The 20,226-nt window shown below is 71.0% G+C and carries 21 protein-coding genes; 16 read left to right on the top strand and 5 right to left on the bottom strand.

Going from position 1 to position 20,226, the window contains the following annotated elements; all coding sequences use genetic code 11:
• Nucleotides 1–33: 33 nt before the first annotated feature.
• Together ACIRSS_RS33420 and ACIRSS_RS33415 are read left to right on the top strand one after the other, a co-directional pair.
• Entirely contained in the window at nucleotides 34–780 is a 747-nt protein-coding gene (locus ACIRSS_RS33420) for a hypothetical protein (RefSeq protein ID WP_400901809.1), read from the top strand.
• The gene (locus tag ACIRSS_RS33415; protein WP_400901807.1) at nucleotides 777–1,358 is read left to right on the top strand and encodes a class F sortase; all 582 of its coding nucleotides are present in this window, start codon (nucleotides 777–779) and stop codon (nucleotides 1,356–1,358) included. The genes ACIRSS_RS33420 and ACIRSS_RS33415 overlap by 4 nt, the downstream gene beginning before the upstream one ends.
• Here the strand turns inward: ACIRSS_RS33415 and ACIRSS_RS33410 are convergent.
• Nucleotides 1,344–2,384: a patatin-like phospholipase family protein gene (locus ACIRSS_RS33410; RefSeq protein WP_400901805.1), complete on the bottom strand. Its 1,041-nt coding sequence runs from the start codon at nucleotides 2,382–2,384 to the stop codon at nucleotides 1,344–1,346. The genes ACIRSS_RS33415 and ACIRSS_RS33410 overlap by 15 nt on opposite strands.
• Before the next feature lie 10 nt (nucleotides 2,385–2,394).
• A complete protein-coding gene (locus tag ACIRSS_RS33405; protein WP_400901803.1) occupies nucleotides 2,395–3,141 on the bottom strand; it encodes a FadR/GntR family transcriptional regulator in 747 nt (248 codons plus the stop codon).
• A gap of 66 nt (nucleotides 3,142–3,207) precedes the next feature.
• Here ACIRSS_RS33405 and ACIRSS_RS33400 point away from each other — a divergent pair, with 66 nt between their 5' ends.
• The 10 genes from ACIRSS_RS33400 to ACIRSS_RS33355 all read left to right on the top strand — a co-directional run bounded on the left by ACIRSS_RS33400 (nucleotide 3,208) and on the right by ACIRSS_RS33355 (nucleotide 12,899).
• A complete protein-coding gene (locus ACIRSS_RS33400) occupies nucleotides 3,208–4,698 on the top strand; it encodes an ABC transporter substrate-binding protein (RefSeq protein ID WP_400901801.1) in 1,491 nt (496 codons plus the stop codon).
• A complete protein-coding gene (locus ACIRSS_RS33395; RefSeq protein WP_400901799.1) occupies nucleotides 4,695–5,639 on the top strand; it encodes an ABC transporter permease in 945 nt (314 codons plus the stop codon). Before ACIRSS_RS33400 ends, ACIRSS_RS33395 begins: the two co-directional genes overlap by 4 nt.
• The gene (locus tag ACIRSS_RS33390) at nucleotides 5,639–6,445 is read left to right on the top strand and encodes an ABC transporter permease (RefSeq protein ID WP_400901797.1); all 807 of its coding nucleotides are present in this window, start codon (nucleotides 5,639–5,641) and stop codon (nucleotides 6,443–6,445) included. The genes ACIRSS_RS33395 and ACIRSS_RS33390 overlap by 1 nt, the downstream gene beginning before the upstream one ends.
• Nucleotides 6,442–7,173 carry an ATP-binding cassette domain-containing protein gene (locus ACIRSS_RS33385; protein ID WP_400901795.1) on the top strand — a complete coding sequence of 244 codons (732 nt, stop codon included), beginning with the start codon at nucleotides 6,442–6,444 and terminating at the stop codon, nucleotides 7,171–7,173. Before ACIRSS_RS33390 ends, ACIRSS_RS33385 begins: the two co-directional genes overlap by 4 nt.
• A complete protein-coding gene (locus ACIRSS_RS33380) occupies nucleotides 7,170–7,940 on the top strand; it encodes an ABC transporter ATP-binding protein (RefSeq protein WP_400901793.1) in 771 nt (256 codons plus the stop codon). Before ACIRSS_RS33385 ends, ACIRSS_RS33380 begins: the two co-directional genes overlap by 4 nt.
• The gene (locus ACIRSS_RS33375; RefSeq protein ID WP_400901791.1) at nucleotides 7,933–9,345 is read left to right on the top strand and encodes an aldehyde dehydrogenase family protein; all 1,413 of its coding nucleotides are present in this window, start codon (nucleotides 7,933–7,935) and stop codon (nucleotides 9,343–9,345) included. The genes ACIRSS_RS33380 and ACIRSS_RS33375 overlap by 8 nt, the downstream gene beginning before the upstream one ends.
• Nucleotides 9,342–10,097: an SDR family NAD(P)-dependent oxidoreductase gene (locus tag ACIRSS_RS33370; RefSeq protein ID WP_400901789.1), complete on the top strand. Its 756-nt coding sequence runs from the start codon at nucleotides 9,342–9,344 to the stop codon at nucleotides 10,095–10,097. The genes ACIRSS_RS33375 and ACIRSS_RS33370 overlap by 4 nt, the downstream gene beginning before the upstream one ends.
• A gap of 9 nt (nucleotides 10,098–10,106) precedes the next feature.
• Nucleotides 10,107–11,492, top strand: coding sequence for an amidase (locus ACIRSS_RS33365; protein WP_400901787.1), 1,386 nt, complete (start codon nucleotides 10,107–10,109; stop codon nucleotides 11,490–11,492).
• A gap of 62 nt (nucleotides 11,493–11,554) precedes the next feature.
• The gene (locus ACIRSS_RS33360) at nucleotides 11,555–12,070 is read left to right on the top strand and encodes an RNA polymerase sigma factor (RefSeq protein ID WP_400901785.1); all 516 of its coding nucleotides are present in this window, start codon (nucleotides 11,555–11,557) and stop codon (nucleotides 12,068–12,070) included.
• A complete protein-coding gene (locus ACIRSS_RS33355) occupies nucleotides 12,063–12,899 on the top strand; it encodes a CU044_5270 family protein (RefSeq protein WP_400901783.1) in 837 nt (278 codons plus the stop codon). The genes ACIRSS_RS33360 and ACIRSS_RS33355 overlap by 8 nt, the downstream gene beginning before the upstream one ends.
• Nucleotides 12,900–12,901: 2 nt before the next feature.
• On the opposite strand, the gene ACIRSS_RS33350 is transcribed toward ACIRSS_RS33355, so the two are convergent.
• Nucleotides 12,902–13,753, bottom strand: a complete 852-nt coding sequence (locus ACIRSS_RS33350; protein WP_400901781.1) for an HpcH/HpaI aldolase/citrate lyase family protein — start codon at nucleotides 13,751–13,753, stop codon at nucleotides 12,902–12,904.
• Nucleotides 13,750–14,820 (bottom strand): HpcH/HpaI aldolase/citrate lyase family protein, encoded by a 1,071-nt coding sequence (locus ACIRSS_RS33345; RefSeq protein ID WP_400901779.1) that lies wholly within the window; start codon nucleotides 14,818–14,820, stop codon nucleotides 13,750–13,752. Before ACIRSS_RS33345 ends, ACIRSS_RS33350 begins: the two co-directional genes overlap by 4 nt.
• 422 nt (nucleotides 14,821–15,242) lie before the next feature.
• Here ACIRSS_RS33345 and ACIRSS_RS33340 point away from each other — a divergent pair, with 422 nt between their 5' ends.
• The 3 genes from ACIRSS_RS33340 to ACIRSS_RS33330 are packed head-to-tail and all read left to right on the top strand — an operon-like array spanning nucleotide 15,243 to nucleotide 17,500.
• The gene (locus ACIRSS_RS33340; RefSeq protein ID WP_310968275.1) at nucleotides 15,243–15,893 is read left to right on the top strand and encodes a hypothetical protein; all 651 of its coding nucleotides are present in this window, start codon (nucleotides 15,243–15,245) and stop codon (nucleotides 15,891–15,893) included.
• A 9-nt stretch (nucleotides 15,894–15,902) separates the two neighbouring features.
• Nucleotides 15,903–16,553: an NAD(P)H-binding protein gene (locus tag ACIRSS_RS33335; RefSeq protein ID WP_400901777.1), complete on the top strand. Its 651-nt coding sequence runs from the start codon at nucleotides 15,903–15,905 to the stop codon at nucleotides 16,551–16,553.
• Complete coding sequence (locus ACIRSS_RS33330) at nucleotides 16,550–17,500, top strand: ribose-phosphate diphosphokinase (protein WP_400901775.1); 951 nt, start codon at nucleotides 16,550–16,552, stop codon at nucleotides 17,498–17,500. The genes ACIRSS_RS33335 and ACIRSS_RS33330 overlap by 4 nt, the downstream gene beginning before the upstream one ends.
• On the opposite strand, the gene ACIRSS_RS33325 is transcribed toward ACIRSS_RS33330, so the two are convergent.
• Complete coding sequence (locus tag ACIRSS_RS33325) at nucleotides 17,497–18,792, bottom strand: D-arabinono-1,4-lactone oxidase (RefSeq protein WP_400901773.1); 1,296 nt, start codon at nucleotides 18,790–18,792, stop codon at nucleotides 17,497–17,499. The two genes, ACIRSS_RS33330 and ACIRSS_RS33325, sit on opposite strands and share 4 nt — an antisense overlap.
• An 85-nt stretch (nucleotides 18,793–18,877) precedes the next feature.
• On the opposite strand from ACIRSS_RS33325, the gene ACIRSS_RS33320 reads away from it, so the two are divergent.
• Nucleotides 18,878–20,062: an amino acid deaminase/aldolase gene (locus ACIRSS_RS33320; RefSeq protein ID WP_400901771.1), complete on the top strand. Its 1,185-nt coding sequence runs from the start codon at nucleotides 18,878–18,880 to the stop codon at nucleotides 20,060–20,062.
• The last annotated feature ends 164 nt before the right edge of the window (nucleotides 20,063–20,226 follow it).

Below are 20,226 nucleotides of genomic sequence, written 5' to 3'. Positions count from 1 at the left end.
GCATCGCAGATCAACAGCCGTTGGGAGTCTCTCGTGGGTAGAAAGCTGCACCGGGTCGCGGGCGTCGTTTCCGCGGCGGCCCTCGCCACCTTCGTCGCGACTCCGGCCGCGCTGGCGGAGGAGACGGGCACCACCGCCCCCGAGACGACCACCACGACGTCCAGCGCGGAGACCACGACCACCACGGCTCCGACCACGACGGAGACCACGACTCCGGTCACGACCACCGAGACCACGTCGATCGCCCCGACCACCGACGTCACGAAGACCTCGACGCCGGAGACCACCTCCACGACCTCGGCGACCACGCCGCCGCCGGACGACGGCTACCAGGACAACACCGGCGCGGGCGTCGTCGGCGTCGGCGGCGAAGGCAGCCTGACCATCAACTGCGCGGCCGGAGCGCCGGGCAACGTGGCGACCCAGTACCTGAGCGTCACCGGCGGCCCGGACCAGGACGGGGCCGACGGCCGGATCTGGCACTACTCCGTGCGCGTCGACCAGCTGCCGCCGGGCACGACCACCGGCAAGTTCAGCTGGACCTGCGCGGGCGTCGAGGGCGACGGCACCGTCGTGTTCGAGCAGGCGCCGCCGCCCGAAAGCAGCACCACGAACCCGCCGACCAGCGACACCACGACCAGCGTGCCGTCGAGCACCGCGCCCGTCACCACGGCGACGTCGACCACGGCCGCTGCTCCCGGCAACGCCGCGCCGGAGGCCCAGGTCAAGGTCGCGCCCAAGGGCGGGATCGAGACGGGCTTCGGCGGCACGGCCTGGTGACCGCCCGGCGGGCGGTCGTCGCGGTCGCCCTCGCGCTGACGCTGGCCGGCTGCGGCTCCGCGACGGAACCGCCCAAGGCGGCCGCGCCGGTGCCGTCGTCGGTCCCGGTGACCGCGCCGTTCAAGGGCCTGCGGCCGACCTCGGTGCGGATCCCCAAGATCGGCGCCGACTCCAGCCTGATCTCGGTGGGCCTCAAGACCGACGGCTCGATTTCCGTGCCGTCGGTCCACCAGCCCCTGCAGGCCGCCTGGTACCAGCTCTCGCCGGTGCCCGGTGACGTCGGCCCGGCGGTCGTGCTCGGCCACGTCGACGGCGACAAGAAGCCCGGCATCTTCTACAAGCTCAAGGACCTCGCGCCCGGCGACGAGGTCGACATCGACCGCAGCGACGGCAAGAAGCTGAAGTTCGTCGTCGACCGCGTCACGCAGGTCCCGAAGGACACGTTCCCGCGCGACGCCGTCTACGGCAACAGCGCCAAGCCGGAGTTGCGCCTGATCACCTGTGGTGGCGTGTTCGACCACGCCGCGCACAGCTACAAGGACAACATCGTGGTCTACGCGAACCTAGCCAACGCCTGAGCCCGGGTACGGGTATTCGGGCTTGAGATCGGTTCCCGGGCACACCCAGCGGCGCATGCCCGCGTCGCAGACCGCGTACCCCCAGTTGATCAGGTTGTCCTGCACCTTTTCGGACATCCGGCTCAGCCGCGTCTTCGTCTCGGCCAGCGCGCGGGTCCGGTCGACTGGCGCGGGCAGCGCGTCGGGCAGCTCGAAGTGCGTGATGTCGCTGTAGGTCGCCCAGTACGTGCCCGCGAACTGTTTGTCCTCATAGGACTTCAGCAGCGAGCCGGTGCGCAGCTCGCGGACCTGGTTGTCCATCACGGTCAGCACGCGGAACAGCTGCATCGGCCAGTTGTGGTGCGGCTTTTCCTCGTGCTTCATCTTCTTGCCCGCGTCGCTGACCAGGACGGTCGCGCGCTGGTTCTCGATCGGGTCGAGGCCGAGGTTGTCGTACACGCCGGCGTCGCTGAGCACGATCTTGCGGTCCGGCCGGCGCGGATCCGGGATCACCACCGGGGAAAGCAGCGGCGGGAAGGCCGAGGACGCGGCGACCGCCGTCGCCAGCGGGACCTGGCCGTGCGGGCCGGGCTGGCGGAAGAACCACCAGAGCGAGCCGTCCTGCAGGCTGGTCGCGGTGAACACGAAGTTCGGCCCGGCCGGGTCGAGGTCCGCGAGGCGGCAGTCGCCGAAGAGGTGCTTCGCGTATCGGCGCGCCAGTTCCTCGCCCGCGCTGCGCCACGGCATGAACATCGTCTTCAGCGTCACCGGGACGTCGAGGTTGGTGCGCGCGAGTTTCCGCAGCGGCTGCACGACTTCCTTGCCGAAGTTCTCCGCGACGCCGTCGTCGCCGAAGTACAGCTTGTGCCACGCGTGCGCGAGCACCCCGGCCGCGATCGACCCGCCCGACACGCTGGAGACGGTGGTCAGCTTCGGCAGCCAGCCGAGTTCGTTGAGCCGCCAGAGCGCCCCCGCGTGGAAGAGCATCGCCCGATAGCCACCGCCGGACAGCGCGAGCCCGACCCCGTCCCGTTTCGCCGCGTCCACGCCGCCGAGTCTAGGACCGCAGCAGCGGCGCGAGCAGCGGGCGCTGTTCGGCGGGGACGTATTCGGCGTAGTTGTCGTACAACGCCTGTTTGGCCAGGTGTGCCGCGCCGGCGCCGTCGGCCGACCGGATCGCGGCGAGCACTTCGGCGTGGTGCGACAGCCACGCGCGCATCAGCGACGTCCGGTTGCTGGCGTGCTCCAGCTTGTCCTCGATGAGTTCCAGCACGACCCCGCGCACGACTTCTTCGCTGATGACGAGCAGGGGGTTGCGCGAGATGCGCGCGATGACTTCGTGGAACTCGACATCCGCGCGGCTGAACTCCGCGTAGCCGTGCGAGACGCCTTCGCGCATCGCCTCCAGCGCCGCGTCGAGGCCGGTCAGGTCGTCGTCGGTGCGCAGCTCGGCGGCGAGCAGGTGGGCCGAGCCGTCGAGGATCATCCGGAACTGCAGGAGCTCGGCGAGCCCGACGTGGTCGGCGCGCGCGAGCCGGTGCATCGACCGGTGCAACGCGGCGGGGGACGCGGCCAGCACCTCCGGCCCGCGCGGGTCGCCGGGACGCGACCGGACCATCTCGGCAGCCTGCAAAACCCTCAGCGCTTCGCGGACCGTAGACCGGCCGACACCGAACTGCGTCATCAGCTCGCGCTCGCTGGGCAGGCGTTCGCCGGGCTTGAGCGCGCCGCTGATCACGGCCTGCTCGATCTGCTCGACGACCCGCTCGTACGCGCGGACCGGAGCCACCGGTTCGAACCGCATCCCTTGACCTCGACGTCCGTCGCGTGCAGGCTACTGGTCAGACCAGTGTACCTACCTGGAGGCCAGATGAAAGCCCGGATTCCCGTGCTGGCAGCGGCGCTGCTGCTCGTGGTGTCCGGCTGCTCGGCGGGCTCGTCCGCGAGCGTTTCCGCTGGTCCGGACACGCTTTCCGTCGGCTTCACGGCGGAGCCGGCGAACTTCGACTTCACCCGCACGGACGGCGCCGCCATCCCGCAGGCGCTGCTCTACAACGTCTACGAAGGCCTGGTGAAGCTCGACTCGCAGGGCAAAGTCGTGCCGCTGCTCGCGAAGTCGTGGACGATCAGCCCGGACCGGAAGACCTACGACTTCCAGCTGCAGCCGGGCGTCAAGTTCAGCAACGGCGCGCCCTTCACCGCCGAGGACGTCAAGTTCTCGCTGCTGCGCGTGAAGACCGACTGGACGATCTCGATCAAGTCCACGATGGACGTCGTCGACCACGTCGACGTCGTGGCGCCGGACCACGCGCGGGTCGTGCTCTCCAAGCCGTCCAACGGCTGGCTGTTCAGCCTCACCAGCCGGCTCGGCGCGATGTTCAGCCCGACCGGCGTCGCCGATCTCGCGAACAAGCCGGTCGGCACCGGGCCGTACGTCGTGGCGGCGCGCAAGCGCGGCGACTCGGTGGTGATCAAGGCGAATCCCGGCTACTGGGGCCGGAAACCGGCGTACCAGACGGTGGTCCTCAAGTACATCAAGGACCCGACCGCGCTGAACAACGCGCTCTACAGCAACGGCATCGACGTCATCTCCGCCATCACCGCGCCCGACTCGATCCCGCAGTTCCAGGCCGACGACCGGTTCCAGGTCGTCCAGGGCACGTCGAACAGCGAGGTCACGCTCGCCATGAACAACCAGCGGGCGCCGCTGAACGACGTCCGCGTGCGCCAGGCGCTGACGTACGCGATCGACCGGAAGGCGTTGCTGGACACGGCGTGGGCGGGCCGCGGCACGCTGATCGGCAGCATGGTCCCGCCGACCGACCCCTGGTACGAGGACCTCTCGAACGTCTACCCGTTCGAGCCCGCGAAGGCGAAAGCGCTGCTGACGGAAGCGCACGCGACGAACCTGAACCTGCGCCTGCGGATCCCGAACCTGCCGTACGCGGTGTCGGCCGCGCAGGTCGTCCAGTCGCAGATGGCCGACGTCGGCGTGCGGACCACGATCGAACCGCTCGACTTCCCCGCAGTCTGGCTGAAGCAGGTGTTCACCGACCACGACTACGACCTGTCGATCATCCAGCACGTCGAAGCCCGCGACATCACGACGTTCGGGAAGCCGAAGTACTACTGGGGTTACGACAGCAAACGCGTCCAGCAGCTGCTCGCCGAAGCCGACAGCGGGACGCCGGAGCAGCAGGTCGCGGACATGAAGCAGGTGGCGCGGCAGATCAACACCGACGCCGCCGCGGACTGGCTGTTCCTGTTCCCCAACGTCATTGTCGCGAAGGCGAAGGTCGGCGGGTTCGTGCAGAACCAGGTCAGCGAGTCGTTCGACCTCACCGGATTGGCGCCGCGATGACGGCCAGGGTGCTGCGCCGGGTGGCGATCTTCGTGGTCAGCGTGCTGGTCGCGTCGATCGTGGTGTTCCTCTTCATGGCCGTGCTGCCGGGCGATCCGGCGCAGGTCGCGCTCGGCGTCAACGCGACACCGGAGCTGCTCGCCAAGACGCGCGCGGAGTTCGGCATCGACCGCCCGCTCGTCACGCAGTACTTCGACTGGATCGGCGGCGTGCTGCACGGCGACTTCGGCCGCTCGTACGTGACGCGCGATTCGATCGGCCCGCAGCTGCTCGACCGCCTCGGCGTAACGCTCTGGCTGGTCGGCGCGGGGATGCTGGTGGCGCTGGTGATCGCGGTTCCCGCGGGCACGTTCGCCGCCGTGAAGCACCGGAAGGCGGCCGGCGCGGGTGTTTCCGGGCTGTCGCAGATCGGCGTCGCGATCCCCGCGTTCCTCGCCGGGATCATCCTCGTGCAGATCTTCGCCGTGCAGCTGCGCTGGCTGCCGTCGGGCGGGTGGACACCGCCGGACCAGGACTTCGGTGAGTTCCTCCGCGGATTGGTTCTTCCGGCGCTGTCGCTCGGTTTGGTGCAGGGCGCGGTGCTCACGCGCTATGTCCGCTCGGCGGTCCTGGACACGCTGGGCCAGGACTACCTGCGCACCGCGCGGTCCAAGGGCTTGCGGCCGGGACAGGCGCTGGTGCGCCACGGGCTCCGGAACGCCTCGGTCCCCGTCGTGACGGTCTTGGGGCTGCAGCTGGCGACCCTGCTGATCGGCGCGGTCGTCGTCGAGCGCGTGTTCGTGCTGCCGGGCCTGGGTTCGATGCTGCTCGACGCCGTCGCCTCCCGCGACCTGCTGACCGTGCAGGGAATCGTGCTGGTGCTGGTCGTCGGCGTGCTGCTGGTCAACTTCGTCGTCGACGTCCTCTACACCGTGCTCGACCCGCGATTGCGAGGTTCGTGATGCGCAATCTGGTGCTGGGCGCGGTGCTCGTCGGCCTGGTCGTGCTGGCCGCGCTGCTGTCGTTCTTCTGGACGCCGTTCGACCCGGTGAAGGTCGACGCCACCCACCGGCTGCTCGACGCCGGCGCGGCGCACTGGTTCGGCACCGACAAGTTCGGCCGCGACCTGCTGAGCCAGATCATGGTCGGCGCCCGGACGACGTTGTACGTCGGTGTGGTCGCCGTCGGGATCGCCGCGGTGATCGGCACGCCGCTGGGCATCCTCGCCGGGATGTCGCCGCGGTGGCTCGGCGAGTTCGTCATGCGGGTCAACGACCTCGTGCTCGCGTTCCCCGCGTTGCTGCTGGCCATCATGTTCGGCGCGGTGTTCGGGGCCGACACGCTGACCGCGATGGTCGCGATCGGCATCGCGACGATCCCTTCGTTCGCGCGGATCGCCCGGTCCGGGACGCTGCAGGTGATGAGCACCGAGTTCGTGCTCGCCGCCCGCGCCGGCGGCCGGTCTCGCCTCACGATCGCGGTGCGGCACGTGCTGCCGAACATCTCGGGACTTTTGATCGTGCAGGCGTCGGTGTCGTTCGCGATCGCGGTGCTGGCCGAGGCGGCGCTGTCGTTCCTCGGCTTCGGCACGCGGCCGCCGACGCCGTCGTGGGGCCGGATGCTGCAGGAGTCCCAGGAACTGCTGACCGTGCACCCACGGCTCGCGCTCGTGCCGGGCATCGCGATCGCCGTGGCCGTCCTCGGGTTCAACCTCCTCGGCGACGGCCTGCGCGACCGCCTGGACCCCCGATTGGCGGCGAAGGTATGACGCTTTCGGTTTCCGGGCTGCGGGTCCGTGAGCTGGTCAAGGACGTCTCCTTCGAGATCGGCGCGGGTGAGCGCGTCGGCCTGATCGGCGAGTCCGGGTCCGGGAAGTCGTTGACGGCGTTGTCGATCATGGGCTTGCTGCCCGAGGAGCTCCGCGCGTCCGGGTCGGTGCGCCTCGGCGACCGCGAGCTGCTCGGGATGTCCGAAAAGGACTTGTCGCGGCTGCGCGGGAACGAACTGGCCATGGTGTTCCAGGAGCCGATGACGGCGTTGAACCCGGCCATGCGCGTCGGCCGCCAGGTCACCGAACCCGGCCGCGTCCACGGCCGCCGGCACCGCGCCGACGACCTGCTGTCCGCGGTGGGCTTGGCGGGCACGGCCCGCGCGTATCCGCACCAGCTGTCCGGCGGGCAGCGGCAACGAGTGGTGCTGGCGATGGCGCTGGCCAACGAGCCGTCGCTGCTGATCTGCGACGAGCCGACGACCGCGCTCGACGTCACCGTGCAGGCCCAGATCCTGTCGCTCATCAAGACGTCCTTGCCCGCCGAGAGCGCGTTGCTGTTCATCACGCACGACCTCGCGGTGGTCGCGTCGGTGTGCGAACGCGTGCTCGTGATGCTGGACGGCGAGATCGTCGAAGCGGGCTCGACGCGCGAAGTCCTGACGGCGCCTTCGCATGCCTACACGCGGAAGCTGCTGGCCGCCTCGGACCTGGAGGCCCGCCGATGATCATCGAAGTCCGCGACCTCGAACGCCGGTACGCCCGCCGGGACGTCCACGCGCTGCGCGGCGTCAGCTTCGACGTCGAGGCGGGGCAGCGGTTCGGCATCGTCGGCGAGTCCGGTTCGGGGAAGTCGACGCTGGTCCGGCTGCTGGCCGCGCTCGACAAGCCGACCGCCGGCACGGTCTCGTTCCAAGGCCGGCGCATCGACAACCTGCCCGAACGCAAGCTCGGCTTCCTGCGTTCCGAGCTGCAGATCGTCTTCCAGGACCCGATGGGCTCGCTCGATCCGCGGATGCGCGTGCGGGACATCGTTTCCGAGCCGCTCGGCCACCGCGAGCCCGATCGCGTCGCCGAGCTGCTGGCCGCGGTCGGCCTGCCCGCCGACGCCGCGCAGCGGTACCCGCACCAGTTCTCCGGCGGCCAGCGGCAGCGGATCTCGATCGCCCGCGCGCTGGCGCCGAACCCGAGCGTGCTGATCGCGGACGAGCCGGTCAGCGCCCTCGACGTGTCGGTGCGCGGCCAGATCCTCGACCTCCTCGCATCGCTGGTGGATCAGTTCGCGCTGACGCTCGTCTTCGTGTCGCACGACCTCGGTGTCGTCCGGCACGTCTGCGACCGGGTCGCGGTGATGCGCCGCGGCGAGATCGTCGAGCTCGGCGACGTGGCGCAGGTCTACGACGCGCCGCGGCACGAATACACGCGGGAGCTGCTCGAAGCCGCGCCGAACCTGCGCGCGGAGCTGGCCCGGTTGAGCGGAGGTGACGATGCCTGACCACCCCGAAGGACTCCCGATCGGCACCGGCTGGGTGTCCACTGTGGACGTCGAAGAAATCGTTTTCCCCTACGAAGGGAGCGTCATCGGCACCGCGCCGGTCGGGACTCCGGAGCTGGCTGCTCGCGCTGTCGACGAAGCTGTCGCCGTTGCGCGCGAAGTGGCTTCGCTGCCTTCGCGAGTGCGGCGCTCGTTGCTGAACGACGTCGCCGCGGCGCTTTCCGAGCGTCGCGCGGAGTTCGAGGACCTGCTCGTGCTGGAGACCGGCAAGCCGCTGGTCGACTGCCGCGTCGAGGTCGCGCGCACGATCGTCACCTGGGAAGCCGCGGCAGAAGAGGTGTCCCGGCTGCACGGCGAGACCGTGCCGCTGGACCTCCTGCCGTCGGGCGACGGACTGGTCGGGTTCTGGAAGCGCAAGCCGATCGGCGTGGTCGTCGGCATCGCGGGCTTCAACTACCCGCTGCTGCTGGCGTCGCACAAGATCGCCCCCGCGATCGCCGCCGGCTGCCCGGTGATCGTCAAGCCCGCGCCGCAGACGCCGCTGGCCACGCTGTGGCTGGTGCACCTGGTCCGGCAGCTCGCCCCGCTGCCGGCGATGGTCCAGCTGGTCACCGGCGACGCGGCCGTGGGCGCCGCGCTGACGACCGACCGCCGGATCGGCGCGGTGTCGTTCACCGGCTCGGCCGCGGTCGGCCACCGCATCGCCCGCGACGCCGCTCCGACGAAGACGCTGCTGGAGCTGGGTTCGAACGCGGCGCTCGTCGTCGCTGAGGACGCCGACCTCGACGCCGCCGTCGACGCCGTGCTGCGCGGCGGCTTCTACGCCTCCGGCCAGGCGTGCATCTCGGTGCAGCGGGTCCTGGTCGTCGCGCCGGTCGCCGAGGAGTTCACCGAACGGCTGCTGGCCCGGCTCGACGAGGTCGTCGTCGGCGACCCGCGGGACGAGAAGACGCGGGTGTCCGCGCTGATCGACCCGGCTTCCACCGCCCGCGTCGCCGCGTGGATCGAGCAGTCCGGCGCTCGCCGGGTCGGCGGTGGGGTCGACGGCACCGTGCTGCGGCCGACCGTCCTGCTCGACGTCCCGGACGGTGTCGAGGCCTGGGACGAGGAGATCTTCGGCCCGGTCGTCTGCGTGCGCACGGTGTCCGATGTGGACGAAGCTTTCGCCGCGGTCAACGCGTCCCGCTACGGCTTGCACGCCAGCGTCTACAGCAAGTCGTTGAACACGGCGTTCCGCGCGCTCGACGAGCTGGAAGTCGGCGGCGTCGTCGTCAACGAGGTGCCCGGCTTCCGCTCGGACACCATGCCGTACGGCGGGGTGAAGGACTCCGGCATCGGCCGCGAAGGGCCGCGGTTCGCCGTCGAAGAGCTGACCGTCACGAGGATGGCGGTGCTGCGCCCGTGAACTACGAAAACCTGTTCCGGCTGGACGGCCGCCGGGCCGTGGTCCTCGGCGCGGGCGGCATCGGCCGCGAGGCCGCGCGAGCCCTGGCCGCGCACGGCGCCGACGTGGTCTGCGCCGACCGTGACCTCGAAGCCGCGCGCGAGGCCGGCGTCGGCGAGGCGTACGAGATCGACCTGCTCGCCCCGGGCGCGGTCGACCGGGCCGCGAGCGACCTCGGGCCGCTCGATGTCGTCGTGCTGACCGCCGCGATGAACGTCCGCAAGCGGTTGCTGGACTACACGCGGGAGGAGTTCGACCGCGTCATCGCGTTGAACCTCGGCGTCAGCTTCGAGGTAGTCCGCGTGTTCGGCGCCGACATGGTCGCGCGCGGGCGGGGGAGCATCATCGGCTTCTCGTCGATCCGCGGGACGACCGTCGAACCCGGCCAGGGCCCGTACGCGGCGACGAAAGCGGGGCTCGTCCAGCTGTTCCGCACGGCCGCGGCGGAGTTCGGCCCCGCCGGCGTACGGGTCAACGCGATCGCGCCCGGCGTCGTCGAGACCCCGCTGACCGCGCAGATCAAGGCGAACCCCGAGTGGTACGACGCGTATGCGACGAAGGGCGCGTTGGGCCGCTGGGCGCGTCCGGACGAGCTGGCCGGCGCCGTCGTGTACCTCGCTTCGGACGCTTCGTCGTTCGTGACCGGCTCCGTGCTGGCGGTCGACGGTGGCTGGACCGCCGTCGACGGCCGCTTCGAACCGCCTGCTTCCTGAGGAGCGTTCATGACCGAGCTGCCCGACCTGACCGCCGTCGAACTCGTCGCGCAGTACCGCGCGAAGACGCTCTCGCCGGTCGAGGTGACCGAAGCGGTACTCGCGCGCATCGAGGCGCGAGAGCCCGAGCTGCACGCGTTGTACGCGTACGACCCTTCGGCGGCCCGCGACGACGCGAAGGCGTCCGAAGCGCGCTGGGCGTCCTACGAACCACTGGGTCCGATCGACGGCGTCCCGCTGACGCTCAAGGAGAACATCGCGACCCGCGGCACGCCGGTCCCGCTGGGCACGGCCGCGACGGCGTTGACCCCGGCCGCCGAAGACGCGCCGGCGGCCGCGCGCGTCCGCGAGTCCGGCGGTGTCCTGCTGGCCAAGACGACCATGCCGGACTACGGGATGCTGACGTCCGGCCTCTCGAGCTTCCACGAGACCGCGCGGAACCCGTGGCTGACCTCGGCTTCGCCGGGCGGCTCGAGCGCGGGGGCGGGCGCGGCGGCCGCGGCGGGCTACGGCCCGCTGCACGTCGGCACGGACATCGGCGGCTCGATCCGGCTGCCCGCGGGCTGGTGCGGCCTGGCCGGGCTGAAGCCGAGCTTCGGCCGCGTGCCGGTCGACCCGCCGTTCCTCGGCCGGGTGGCGGGCCCGATGACCCGCACGGTCGCCGACACCGCGTTGCTGATGAGCGTGCTGTCGGCGCCCGACGCGCGTGACCACCTGAGCCTGCCGCCGGCGGAGCTGGACTGGGCTTCCCTGGACTCGTCATCGGACGGCCTGCGCGTCGGCCTGCACCTGGACCCCGGCGTCGGGCTCCCGGTCGACCCGGTCACGCTCGACGCGGTCACCGCGGCGGCGCGCGCCTTCGAGGCGGCGGGCGCGATCGTCGAGCCGGTCGAGCCGTTCCTGACCCGCGAAATGCTCGCCGGCCTGGACGTCTTCTGGCGCACGCGCGCGTGGTCGGACATGACGGCGTTGCCGGCGGACCGCCGCGCGAAGGTCCTGCCGTACATCGCGGACTGGGCCGCGGGCGGCGCGGAGGTGTCCGGAGTGGACGCCTACCGCGGCTTCGCCCAGATCGACGCGATCAGCGTCGCGACCCTGCGCGCGACGTCGGCGTATGACGTCGTGCTGTCGCCGACGTGCCCGGTAGCGGCCCCGCCGGCGGAGTGGGCGTCGCCGACGAACGACCCGGCGCGGCCGTTCGAGCACATCGCGTTCACGGTCCCGTACAACATGTCCGGCCAGCCGGCGGTCTCGCTGAACTGCGGCTACACCGACGACGGCCGCCCGATCGGGCTGCAGATCAGCGGCCGCCGCTTCGACGACCTCGGCGTCCTGCGCGCGGCGGCGGCGTACGAGCGGCTCCGCGGCCCGCAGCGGCCCTGGCCGATCGGGTAGGGAAGAAGTTCGGGTCCCGCGGCGAAGAGGTGGTGAAGCTGTCGCCGACGGGAAGGAACCCCATGACCGAGGCAGCCCCGGTGACCGGCATCGACCAGTTCACCGAGGTGCACGACCGCCACTTCGCCGAGATCTACCGCTACGTCGCCGGCCGGCTCGGCGCGCAGGTCGCGGAGGACGTCGCTGCCGAGACGTTCCTGGTGGCGTTCGACCGCCGCCGGACGTTCGACCCCGCCCGCGGCGAGCTGCGCGCCTGGCTGTTCGGCATCGCGACGAACCTGGTGTCGAGACACCGGCGGAAGGAAGCCCGCCACTACCGGGCCCTCTCGCGGCTCGACACGCCCCGGCCCCAGGAGGGACACGAAAACCGCGTCGTCGTGGCCGGGCAGCTGGGGAAAGCGCTGGCCCGGCTCACCTCGGGCGAGCGTGACGTGCTGTTGCTCGTCGCCCTCGCCGACCTCGGCTACGCCGAAGTGGCCCAGGCACTCGGCATCTCCCCGGGCACAGTCGGCTCCCGGCTGACGCGCGCCCGCAAGAAGCTCACCCCCGTTCTCGCTCCGGAGGCCACCGATGAATGACCTCGAGACCCTGCGCACGGCGCTCCTGCCTGACGAGCCGTCCCAGGACGTCGTCGACCGCAGCCGGCACCGGCTGCAGAACCGGATGCTCCGCCGCCGGCGGATCCGCCCGCTCGCGATCGGCGCCGGTCTCGTCGCCACCGCGGCGGTCGTCGCCGGGGTCGTGGTGGTGACCCGGCCCGCCGCCCCCGTCGAAACTCCGCCCCAGGCCGTGGCACCGGTCGAGACCGGTCCGGCGGTCCTGCTGGCCGCCGCCGAGGTCGCCGAGCACGCCCAGGTCGGCACCGGCAAGTACTGGCACTCGACGACGAAGGTCGGCAAGGAGACCTGGGAGTACTGGACCACCACCGACGGGCAGGAGTGGTACCGCGGCGAAAACACCCATGGCAAGGCCGAGATCATGCCTCGCCCGCGGCCCATCCGGATCAACGGCGACGACGACGTCACCCTCAGCACGATCTTGACGCTGCCCGCCGACCCGGCGGCCCTGCGCGACTGGCTCGCGGACGGGTTGACGCGGCACGGCGTTCCCGCGAACCAGCGGGACACGCTGGTGCTCCAGTCGTTGATCGACCTGGTCTCCGTCGTGCCGTCGCCCCCGGCGGTCCGGGCGGCGGCGTTCCGCGCGATCGCCGCGGACCCGGGCGTGCACGCGCTGGACGACCGGAGCGTGCGGCTGCCCGGCGGCGGCCGCCTGGTCGTCGACCCGGCGACCGGCCAGGTCGACGGCTCGTCGGTGTTCCTGGACGCGAACGGCAAACCGGTCCGAGACGCGAACGGGGACAAGTACGCCGTCAGTGGCGAATGGACGGACGAGCTGCCGAAGTGACCTCAGCCCTTGACGGCCTCGGCCAGCGCGAGCACCCGCCGCGCGTTGTCGACGTGCAGGTTCTCGATCATCCGGCCGTCCACGGTCACCACGCCGCGTCCCGCCGCGCGCGCCTCTTCGAAGGCCTCGATGATCCGCCGCGAGCGGTCGATCTCCGCCTCGGACGGGGCGAAGATCCGGTTGCACGGGTCGACCTGCGCCGGGTGGATGAGCGTCTTGCCGTCGAAGCCGTACTGCCGGCCCTGCTCGCACTCGGCTTCGAAGCCCTCGAGGTCCTTCACGTCGTTGTAGACGCCGTCGAGGATCACCTTGCCGGTAGCTCGCGCGGCCAGCAGGCACAGCGACAGCCCGCCGAGCAGCGGCCCGCGGCCCGGGACGAACTCCGCGTGCAGCTCCTTCGCCAGGTCGTTCGTGCCCATCACCAGCACGGTCAGCCGCTCGGACGCCGCCGCGATCTCCTCCGCGTGCAGCATCGCGACCGGCGTCTCGACCATCGCCCAGATCTTCGTGCGCTCCGGCGCCCCGCCGAGCTCCAGCGCGCGCTCGATGTTGTGCACCTCGGCCGCCGAGTTCACCTTCGGGACGACGACCGCGGCCGGGCCCGCCGACGCGGCCGCGCGCAGGTCGGCGTCGTGCCACTCGGTGTCCAGGCCGTTGACCCGGATGGTCACTTCGCGGGAACCGTAGTTGCCCACGGCCGCGCAGACGCGTTCGCGCGCGGCTTCCTTGGCGTCGGGGGAGACGGCGTCCTCGAGGTCGAGGATCAGCGCGTCCGCCGGGATCGTCTTGGCCTTCTCCAGCGCTCTTTCGTTCGCGCCGGGCATGTAGAGGACAGAGCGTCGGGGCGTGGTCATCCGAGGATCTCCTTGGTGGCGGCGTCGTAGGCGGCCGCGAGTTCGGGGTCGTCGGCCGCGAGGGCGTCGGCCAGTTCGGCGACCACGCGGCACTGCTTCACCGACGCGTCGTCCTGCATCTTCCCGTCGATCATCACCGCGCCCGTACCGTCGCCCATCTCGGCGATCACCCGGCGCGCCCAGGCCACATCGGACGGTGAAGGCGAGAACACCTTCTTCGCGATGTCGATCTGCACCGGGTGCAGGCTCCACGCGCCGACGCAGCCCAGCAGGAACGCGTTGCGGAACTGGTCCTCGCACGCGACGACGTCGCGGATGTCCCCGAAGGGCCCGTAGTACGGCAGGATCCCGTGCATCGCGCAGGCGTCCACCATCCGCGCGACCGTGTAGTGCCAGAGGTCCTGCTGGTAGGTCGTCCGGCCTTCGTTGAGGTCGTCGCCGGTCGGGTCGGTGCGCACGAGGTAGCCCGGGTGCCCGCCGCCGACGCGGGTCGTCTTCATCCGGCGGCTCGCGGCCAGGTCGGCCGGGCCGAGCGAGATGCCCTGCATGCGCGGGCTCGCGCCGGCGATCTCCTCCACGTTGGCCACGCCACTCGCCGTCTCCAGGATGGCGTGCACCAGCAACGGCTTCGTCAGGCCGGCGCGCGCCTCGAGCTGGGCCAGCAGCCGGTCGACGTAGTGGATGTCCTGCGCGCCCTCGACCTTCGGCACCATGATCACGTCGAGCTTGTCACCGATCTCGGTGACCAGCGTGACCAGGTCGTCGAGCACCCACGGCGAGTCGAGGCTGTTGACGCGCGTCCACAGCTGCGTCTTCCCGAAGTCGTTCGCCTTCGCGATCGAGACGAGCCCGGCGCGCGCGGCCTCCTTGCGGTCGGCGCGGACGGCGTCCTCGAGGTTCCCGAGCAGGACGTCGACCTTCTTCGCGATGTCCGGCACCTTGGCCGCCATCTTCTCGTTGCCCGGGTCGAAGAAGTGGATCATCCGGGACGGCGTCACCGGGATCTCCCGCACGGGAGCGGGCGCGCCCAGGGCGAGCGGGGCGAAGAAGTCCTTCGGGGAGCGCATCGGTCCTCCACGGCGACGACTAAGTGACTGATCGGTAACTTTAGTCGCGGGGCCGCGTCACCGCTGCGGCGCAAGTCACCGCCATGTGGGTGACGCCGGACAACCGCAGCTCAGCGGCCCGCGTCCACTGTGGATTTTCCCGGTATTGCGCCGAACGGGCTAGTCGGACCGGGTTTGCCGATTTCTGCCCCGGGTAGTCGGATGGCACCGTTCCGTAGTGCCACTCACCCCGCGATCACTCGGTTGGCCGCACCGTTCGACCGAAGTCGGATGACCGCCTACCGACCGGTCATCGACCGCTGGGCGCCGCCGATCGCAGCCACTCGCACTACCCGGCGACGCCGCGCCGCCGCGCTGTTAGACAGGTTGGGTGCCGGTTTCCCCCGGTCACGAAGCGGTGCAGGTTAGAAGGAGGCGGACTCGTGGCGGCTACACCTCAGAACACCGAGCGCTCGACGGTCGCCGGTGGCGCGAAGCGCAGCCGGTCGATGCCGAGCCGCGTGGTGCCGCCGATCGAGCTCCCCGCGAGCGTCGACGAGCTCGCCCGCGCCGCCGCGGCCCAGCTGGGCTGGAACGGCGTCGTCCTCCCCGAGATCACGATCCTCGGCCGCAAGGTCTGCGTGGTCGCCAAGCTCCGCACCGACGTGCACGCCGAACGCATCGCGATGGGTGCCGGCCCGGTGGCCGACCGCGCCACCGTCGACACCTGGACCTGGCCGGAGCTGGCCGGAACCGCCCCCGCCCCGGCCGCCGAGATCGTCGGCGTCCTGGCCGTCGCGCGCCACTGGCGCACCGCGATGGCCTCCGCGGTTCCGTTCGCCCGCTACGGCGAGGCCGCGATGGTGCTCCCGTCGCCGGCCGTCCTCACCGAGGACTACGTCGGCAACTGCCTCCCGCGGGCCCGCGCGTACGGCCTCGCGGTCGTGACGGCCGACCCGAACGCGGTCGTCGACCTCGACCTCGAGGGCCGCACCGAGCGCGTCGTGCTCGCCGAGGACCCGGTCTCCCGTCTGGTGAACGAGCTGGTCTACGACCACCTCCTGCGCACAGCCGAGGCGCCCGCTTCGCACTAGGGTCGACTCATGCGAGTCGTCATTGCAGGTGGACACGGTAAGATCGCGCTGCGGCTCGAGCGTTTGCTCGCCGCGCGCGGTGACGAAGCGATCGGGATCATCCGGAAACCCGCTCACGCGGGGGATCTCGAGGCCGCCGGCGCCCAGGGCGTCGTGCTGGACCTGGAGAACTCCGATGTGGACGCCGTCGCCGAAGTCCTGAAGGGGGCCGATGCCGCGATCTTCGCGGCCGGCGCCGGGCCGGGCAGCGGGCCCGCCCGCAAGGACACTGTGGACCGGGGCGCCGCGGTGCTGCTCGCCGAAGCGGCCGAGCGGGCCGGGGTCCGGCGGCACATCCAGGTCAGTTCGATGGGGACCGACAACCCGGACAACCCCGACGTCAGCGCGGACTTCCGCGTTTACCTGAAAGCCAAGCGCGCGGCGGAAGACGACCTCAAGGCCCGCGACCTCGACTGGACGATCCTCCGGCCCGGCCAGCTCACCGACGACCCCGGCACCGGCTCGGTCCTGCTGGCCGAGAAGACCGGTCGCGGTCAGGTGCCGCGCGACGACGTCGCCGCGGTGCTCGCCGCCCTGCTCGACGCGCCCGCGTCCGTGCGGCGCACCCTGGAACTGATTTCCGGCGAAACCGCGATCGACGAGGCGATTTCGGCACTGTGATCACCCAGGCATCGAGAGAAATCGCCGTCTTCAGCGGCAGCGCGCACCCCGAGCTGGCCGAGGAGATCTGCAAACACCTGGGCGTGCCGTTGCGTCCGGTCGAGATCCGGCGGTTCGCGAACGACTGCCTCGAGGTCCAGCTGCAGGCGAACTGCCGCGAGCGGGACGTCTTCATCATCCAGCCGCTGGTCAAGCCGGTGCAGGAGCACCTGGTCGAGCTGCTGCTGATGCTCGACGCGGCGCGCGGCGCGTCGGCGTCCCGCATCACCGCGGTCATGCCGCACTACTCGTACGCGCGCTCGGACAAGAAGGACGCGCCGCGCATCTCCATCGGCGGCCGCCTGGTCGCCGACCTGCTGACCACGGCGGGCGCGAACCGCGTCCTCGCGATGACGCTGCACTCGCCCCAGGTCCACGGCTTCTTCAGCGTCCCGGTCGACCACCTGCACGCGCTGCAGGAGCTGGCCAAGCACTTCCGTCAGTACGACCTCTCGCGCACCACGGTCGTCTCGCCCGACCTGGGCAACGCGAAGGAGGCGTCGCACTTCGCGCGGCTCCTCGGCGCCCAGGTCGCAGCCGGCGCTAAGGAGCGCTTCCCCGACGACCGCGTCCAGATCACGTCGGTCATCGGCGAGATCACCGGCCGCGACGTGATCGTGCTGGACGACGAGATCGCCAAGGGCAGCACGGTGCTCGAACTGCTGGACCGGCTGGCCGAGCTGAAGCCCCGCTCGATCCGGGTGGCGTGCACGCACGGCCTGTTCGCGGCGAACGCCATCGAGCGCATCGGCAGCCGCCCGGAGGTGCTGGAGATCGTCTGCACCAACACGGTCCCGGTCCCCGAAGAAGAGCGCACGGAGAAGCTGAAGATCCTCTCGATCGCCCCGGCGATGGCCGAAGCGATCCGCCGCATCCACAACGGCGAATCGGTGTCGGCGTTGTTCTAGGCCGGCCCGAGCACGCGGTCCAGGTAGGTGTTCGTGAAGACGCCGTTCGGGTCGGTTTCCTTGCGCACGCGCAGGAAGTCGTCGAAGTGCGGGTAGCGCGAGCGGAGGACGCCCGCGTCGAGGTCGTGCATCTTGCCCCAGTGCGGGCGGCCGCCGACCGCGCCGGCGATCTTCTCGAACGCGCTGAAGTACTCGCGGTACGGCATGCCGACGAACTGGTGGATGGCGATGTAGGCGGAGTCGCGGCCCTGCGCGGTCGACAGCCAGATGTCGTCGGCCGCCGCGACGCGCACCTCGACCGGGAACATCACCGGGTCCTTCAGCGTCGGCACTACCGCGCGTAGTTCGGCGAGCACGTCGAGCACTGATTCACGTGGAACAGCGTATTCCGTTTCAGTGAAACGGACATTGCGCGCCGTGACGAAGACGCGGTGGGAGACATCGCTGTACTCGCGCGCGGAGAGGACGTTCGACGCGAAGCTGCCGAGCGACGGCACGAGCCGCGGCATCAGCCGGCCGGTGCGGCAGAGTCCGCCGAACGCGACGTTCTCCATGATCCGGTAGTCCACGAACTCGCGGACCTTGCTCAGCGGCTCGGCCGTCTCGCACCGGTTGTTGCGCTTGACCAGCGCGTTCTTGCCATACGGGAACCAGTAGAACTCGAAGTGCTCGTTCTGGTCGGCGAAGTCGTGGAAGCCCTCGAGGACCTGCTCCAGCGGCTCCGGTCGTTCCTGCGCGCGCAAGTAGAAGGACTTTTCACAGCGCAGGGTCACGGTGGTGATCACGCCGAGCGCGCCGAGGCCGACGCGGGCGGCGGAGAAGAGGTCGGGCTTTTCGGCGGCCGAGCAGGTGACGACCGAGCCGTCCGCGAGGACGAGCTCCAGCGCGACGATCTGCGTGGCGATGCCGCCGAGCCGCGCGCCGGTGCCGTGCGTGCCGGTGGAAATCGCGCCGGCGATGGTCTGCGCGTCGATGTCGCCGAGGTTGGTCATGGCCAGCCCGAGCGCGTCGAGCTCGGCGTTGAGCTGCTTGAGCGTGGTGCCCGAGCGGACGGTGACGTGCCCGGCTTCCAGGTCGACGCGCTCGATGCCGGTCCAGTGGCGCAGGTCGAGCGCGTCGGAGTCGGCGACGGCGATCGCGGTGAACGAGTGCCCGCTGCCCCAGGGCCGCACGGTCCGGCCGGCCGCGGCGACACCTTCGACGGCCGCCGCGATCTCGGCCGCGCTGCGCGGCTGGTGAACGTGCTGCGGCGACGCGGACGCCGTGCCCGCCCAGTTGGTCCACCGGGTCATGCGCGCACCCTCCATCGGTCGAGTGCCCGAAACAGTATGTGAACGGTATTCGCGTTTCAAGCCTTCGTGTCGTACTTTAGACCTCGTGACCAGTGCGACGGTGTACGACTTGGCGACCAAGGACCTCGATCCACCCTTGGCCGTGGTCGACTTGGCGGCGTTCGACGCGAACGCCGACGACCTCCGCCGCCGCGCGGCGGGCAAGCCGATCCGGGTGGTCAGCAAGTCGGTCCGCTGCCGGGCGTTGCTGGAGCGCGTGCTCGCGATGCCGGGGTTCGAAGGCCTGATGTGCTACTCGCTGGCGGAAGCGATCTGGCACGCGGAGCTGGGCACGACCGATGACATCGTCGTCGCCTACCCGACGGCCGACCACGAGGCCCTGCGCCGCCTGGCCGCGTCCGAAACAGCCCGCGCGGCGATCACGATCATGGTGGATTCGCCGGCGCACCTGGACCTGGTCGACGCGGCCCTCGGCCACGGCCACCCGGAGATCCGGGTCTGTCTGGAGCTGGACGCGTCGTGGCGCCCCCTGCCGGGAGTCCACGTCGGCACGCGGCGGTCCCCGATCTTCACGCCTAAGCAGGCCGCAACGTTCGCGCAGCAAGTGTTGGCCCGCCCGGGTTTCCGCCTGGTGGGCGTGATGGCGTACGAGGGCCAGATAGCGGGCCTCGGCGACGCGGCGGGCGCGCGCCTGAACCAGCTGGTGATCGGCTGGATGCAGCGCCGTTCGGCGGCGGAGCTGAACCGCCGCCGCGGCGAGGCGGTCCGCGCGGTCCAGGCGGTGACGCCGCTGGAGTTCGTCAACGGCGGAGGCACCGGAAGCATCGAGTCAACGGGCGCGGACGCGGTGGTCACGGAGATCGCGGCGGGCTCGGGCTTGATCGGCCCGACGCTCTTCGACGGCTACACGAAGTTCAGCCCCCGCCCGGCAGCGCTGTTCGCGCTACCGGTGGTCCGCCGCCCCACGCGCAAGATCGCCACGCTGTTTTCGGGCGGCTACATCGCTTCGGGTCCAGCGGGGGATTCGCGAGTCCCGAAGCCGTACTTGCCGACGGGCTTGAAGCTGCTGGGCTTCGAAGGCGCGGGCGAAGTCCAGACGCCGGTTACGGGCCGAGCGGCGCGAAGCTTGCAGCTGGGCGACCGGGTGTGGTTGCGGCACGCGAAGGCGGGCGAGCTGGCCGAGCGGTTCACGCAGTACCACTTGGTGATGGGCGACCGGGTGGAGCGAACGGTCCCGACGTACCGGGGCGAGCACCAGAACTTCGGCTAGCGAACGAACTCGCCCTTCGCCGGAAGCCCCGACATCGAGCCGCCGCTCGACAGCCGCCCAGCCGACGACCGTGCCAACTCGGTGACCGCTGTCCCCACTTGATCCTCTTCCCGCCCCCCACAGCGCGCCGCCCCGCATCGGCGGGCATCCGAGGCGGCCGGCTG

It is taken from the genome of Amycolatopsis sp. NPDC101161, assembly GCF_044768185.1.
Taxonomy (GTDB): Bacteria; Actinomycetota; Actinomycetes; order Mycobacteriales; family Pseudonocardiaceae; genus Amycolatopsis.
Note: the sequence above shows the minus strand (reverse complement) of the source record. Positions and strands in the feature narration are given on the sequence as shown.

What these genes read in the sequence shown, in the direction of transcription:
- ACIRSS_RS33380 (WP_400901793.1), top strand. Translation starts at nt 7,170, where the DNA reads ATGATCATCGAAGTCCGCGACCTCGAACGCCGGTACGCCCGCCGGGAC.
- ACIRSS_RS33355 (WP_400901783.1), top strand. Translation starts at nt 12,063, where the DNA reads ATGAATGACCTCGAGACCCTGCGCACGGCGCTCCTGCCTGACGAGCCG.
- ACIRSS_RS33375 (WP_400901791.1), top strand. Translation starts at nt 7,933, where the DNA reads ATGCCTGACCACCCCGAAGGACTCCCGATCGGCACCGGCTGGGTGTCC.
- ACIRSS_RS33325 (WP_400901773.1), bottom strand. Translation starts at nt 18,792, where the DNA reads ATGACCCGGTGGACCAACTGGGCGGGCACGGCGTCCGCGTCGCCGCAG.
- ACIRSS_RS33390 (WP_400901797.1), top strand. Translation starts at nt 5,639, where the DNA reads ATGCGCAATCTGGTGCTGGGCGCGGTGCTCGTCGGCCTGGTCGTGCTG.
- ACIRSS_RS33400 (WP_400901801.1), top strand. Translation starts at nt 3,208, where the DNA reads ATGAAAGCCCGGATTCCCGTGCTGGCAGCGGCGCTGCTGCTCGTGGTG.
- ACIRSS_RS33395 (WP_400901799.1), top strand. Translation starts at nt 4,695, where the DNA reads ATGACGGCCAGGGTGCTGCGCCGGGTGGCGATCTTCGTGGTCAGCGTG.
- ACIRSS_RS33335 (WP_400901777.1), top strand. Translation starts at nt 15,903, where the DNA reads ATGCGAGTCGTCATTGCAGGTGGACACGGTAAGATCGCGCTGCGGCTC.
- ACIRSS_RS33405 (WP_400901803.1), bottom strand. Translation starts at nt 3,141, where the DNA reads ATGCGGTTCGAACCGGTGGCTCCGGTCCGCGCGTACGAGCGGGTCGTC.
- ACIRSS_RS33350 (WP_400901781.1), bottom strand. Translation starts at nt 13,753, where the DNA reads ATGACCACGCCCCGACGCTCTGTCCTCTACATGCCCGGCGCGAACGAA.
- ACIRSS_RS33345 (WP_400901779.1), bottom strand. Translation starts at nt 14,820, where the DNA reads ATGCGCTCCCCGAAGGACTTCTTCGCCCCGCTCGCCCTGGGCGCGCCC.
- ACIRSS_RS33360 (WP_400901785.1), top strand. Translation starts at nt 11,555, where the DNA reads ATGACCGAGGCAGCCCCGGTGACCGGCATCGACCAGTTCACCGAGGTG.
- ACIRSS_RS33385 (WP_400901795.1), top strand. Translation starts at nt 6,442, where the DNA reads ATGACGCTTTCGGTTTCCGGGCTGCGGGTCCGTGAGCTGGTCAAGGAC.
- ACIRSS_RS33365 (WP_400901787.1), top strand. Translation starts at nt 10,107, where the DNA reads ATGACCGAGCTGCCCGACCTGACCGCCGTCGAACTCGTCGCGCAGTAC.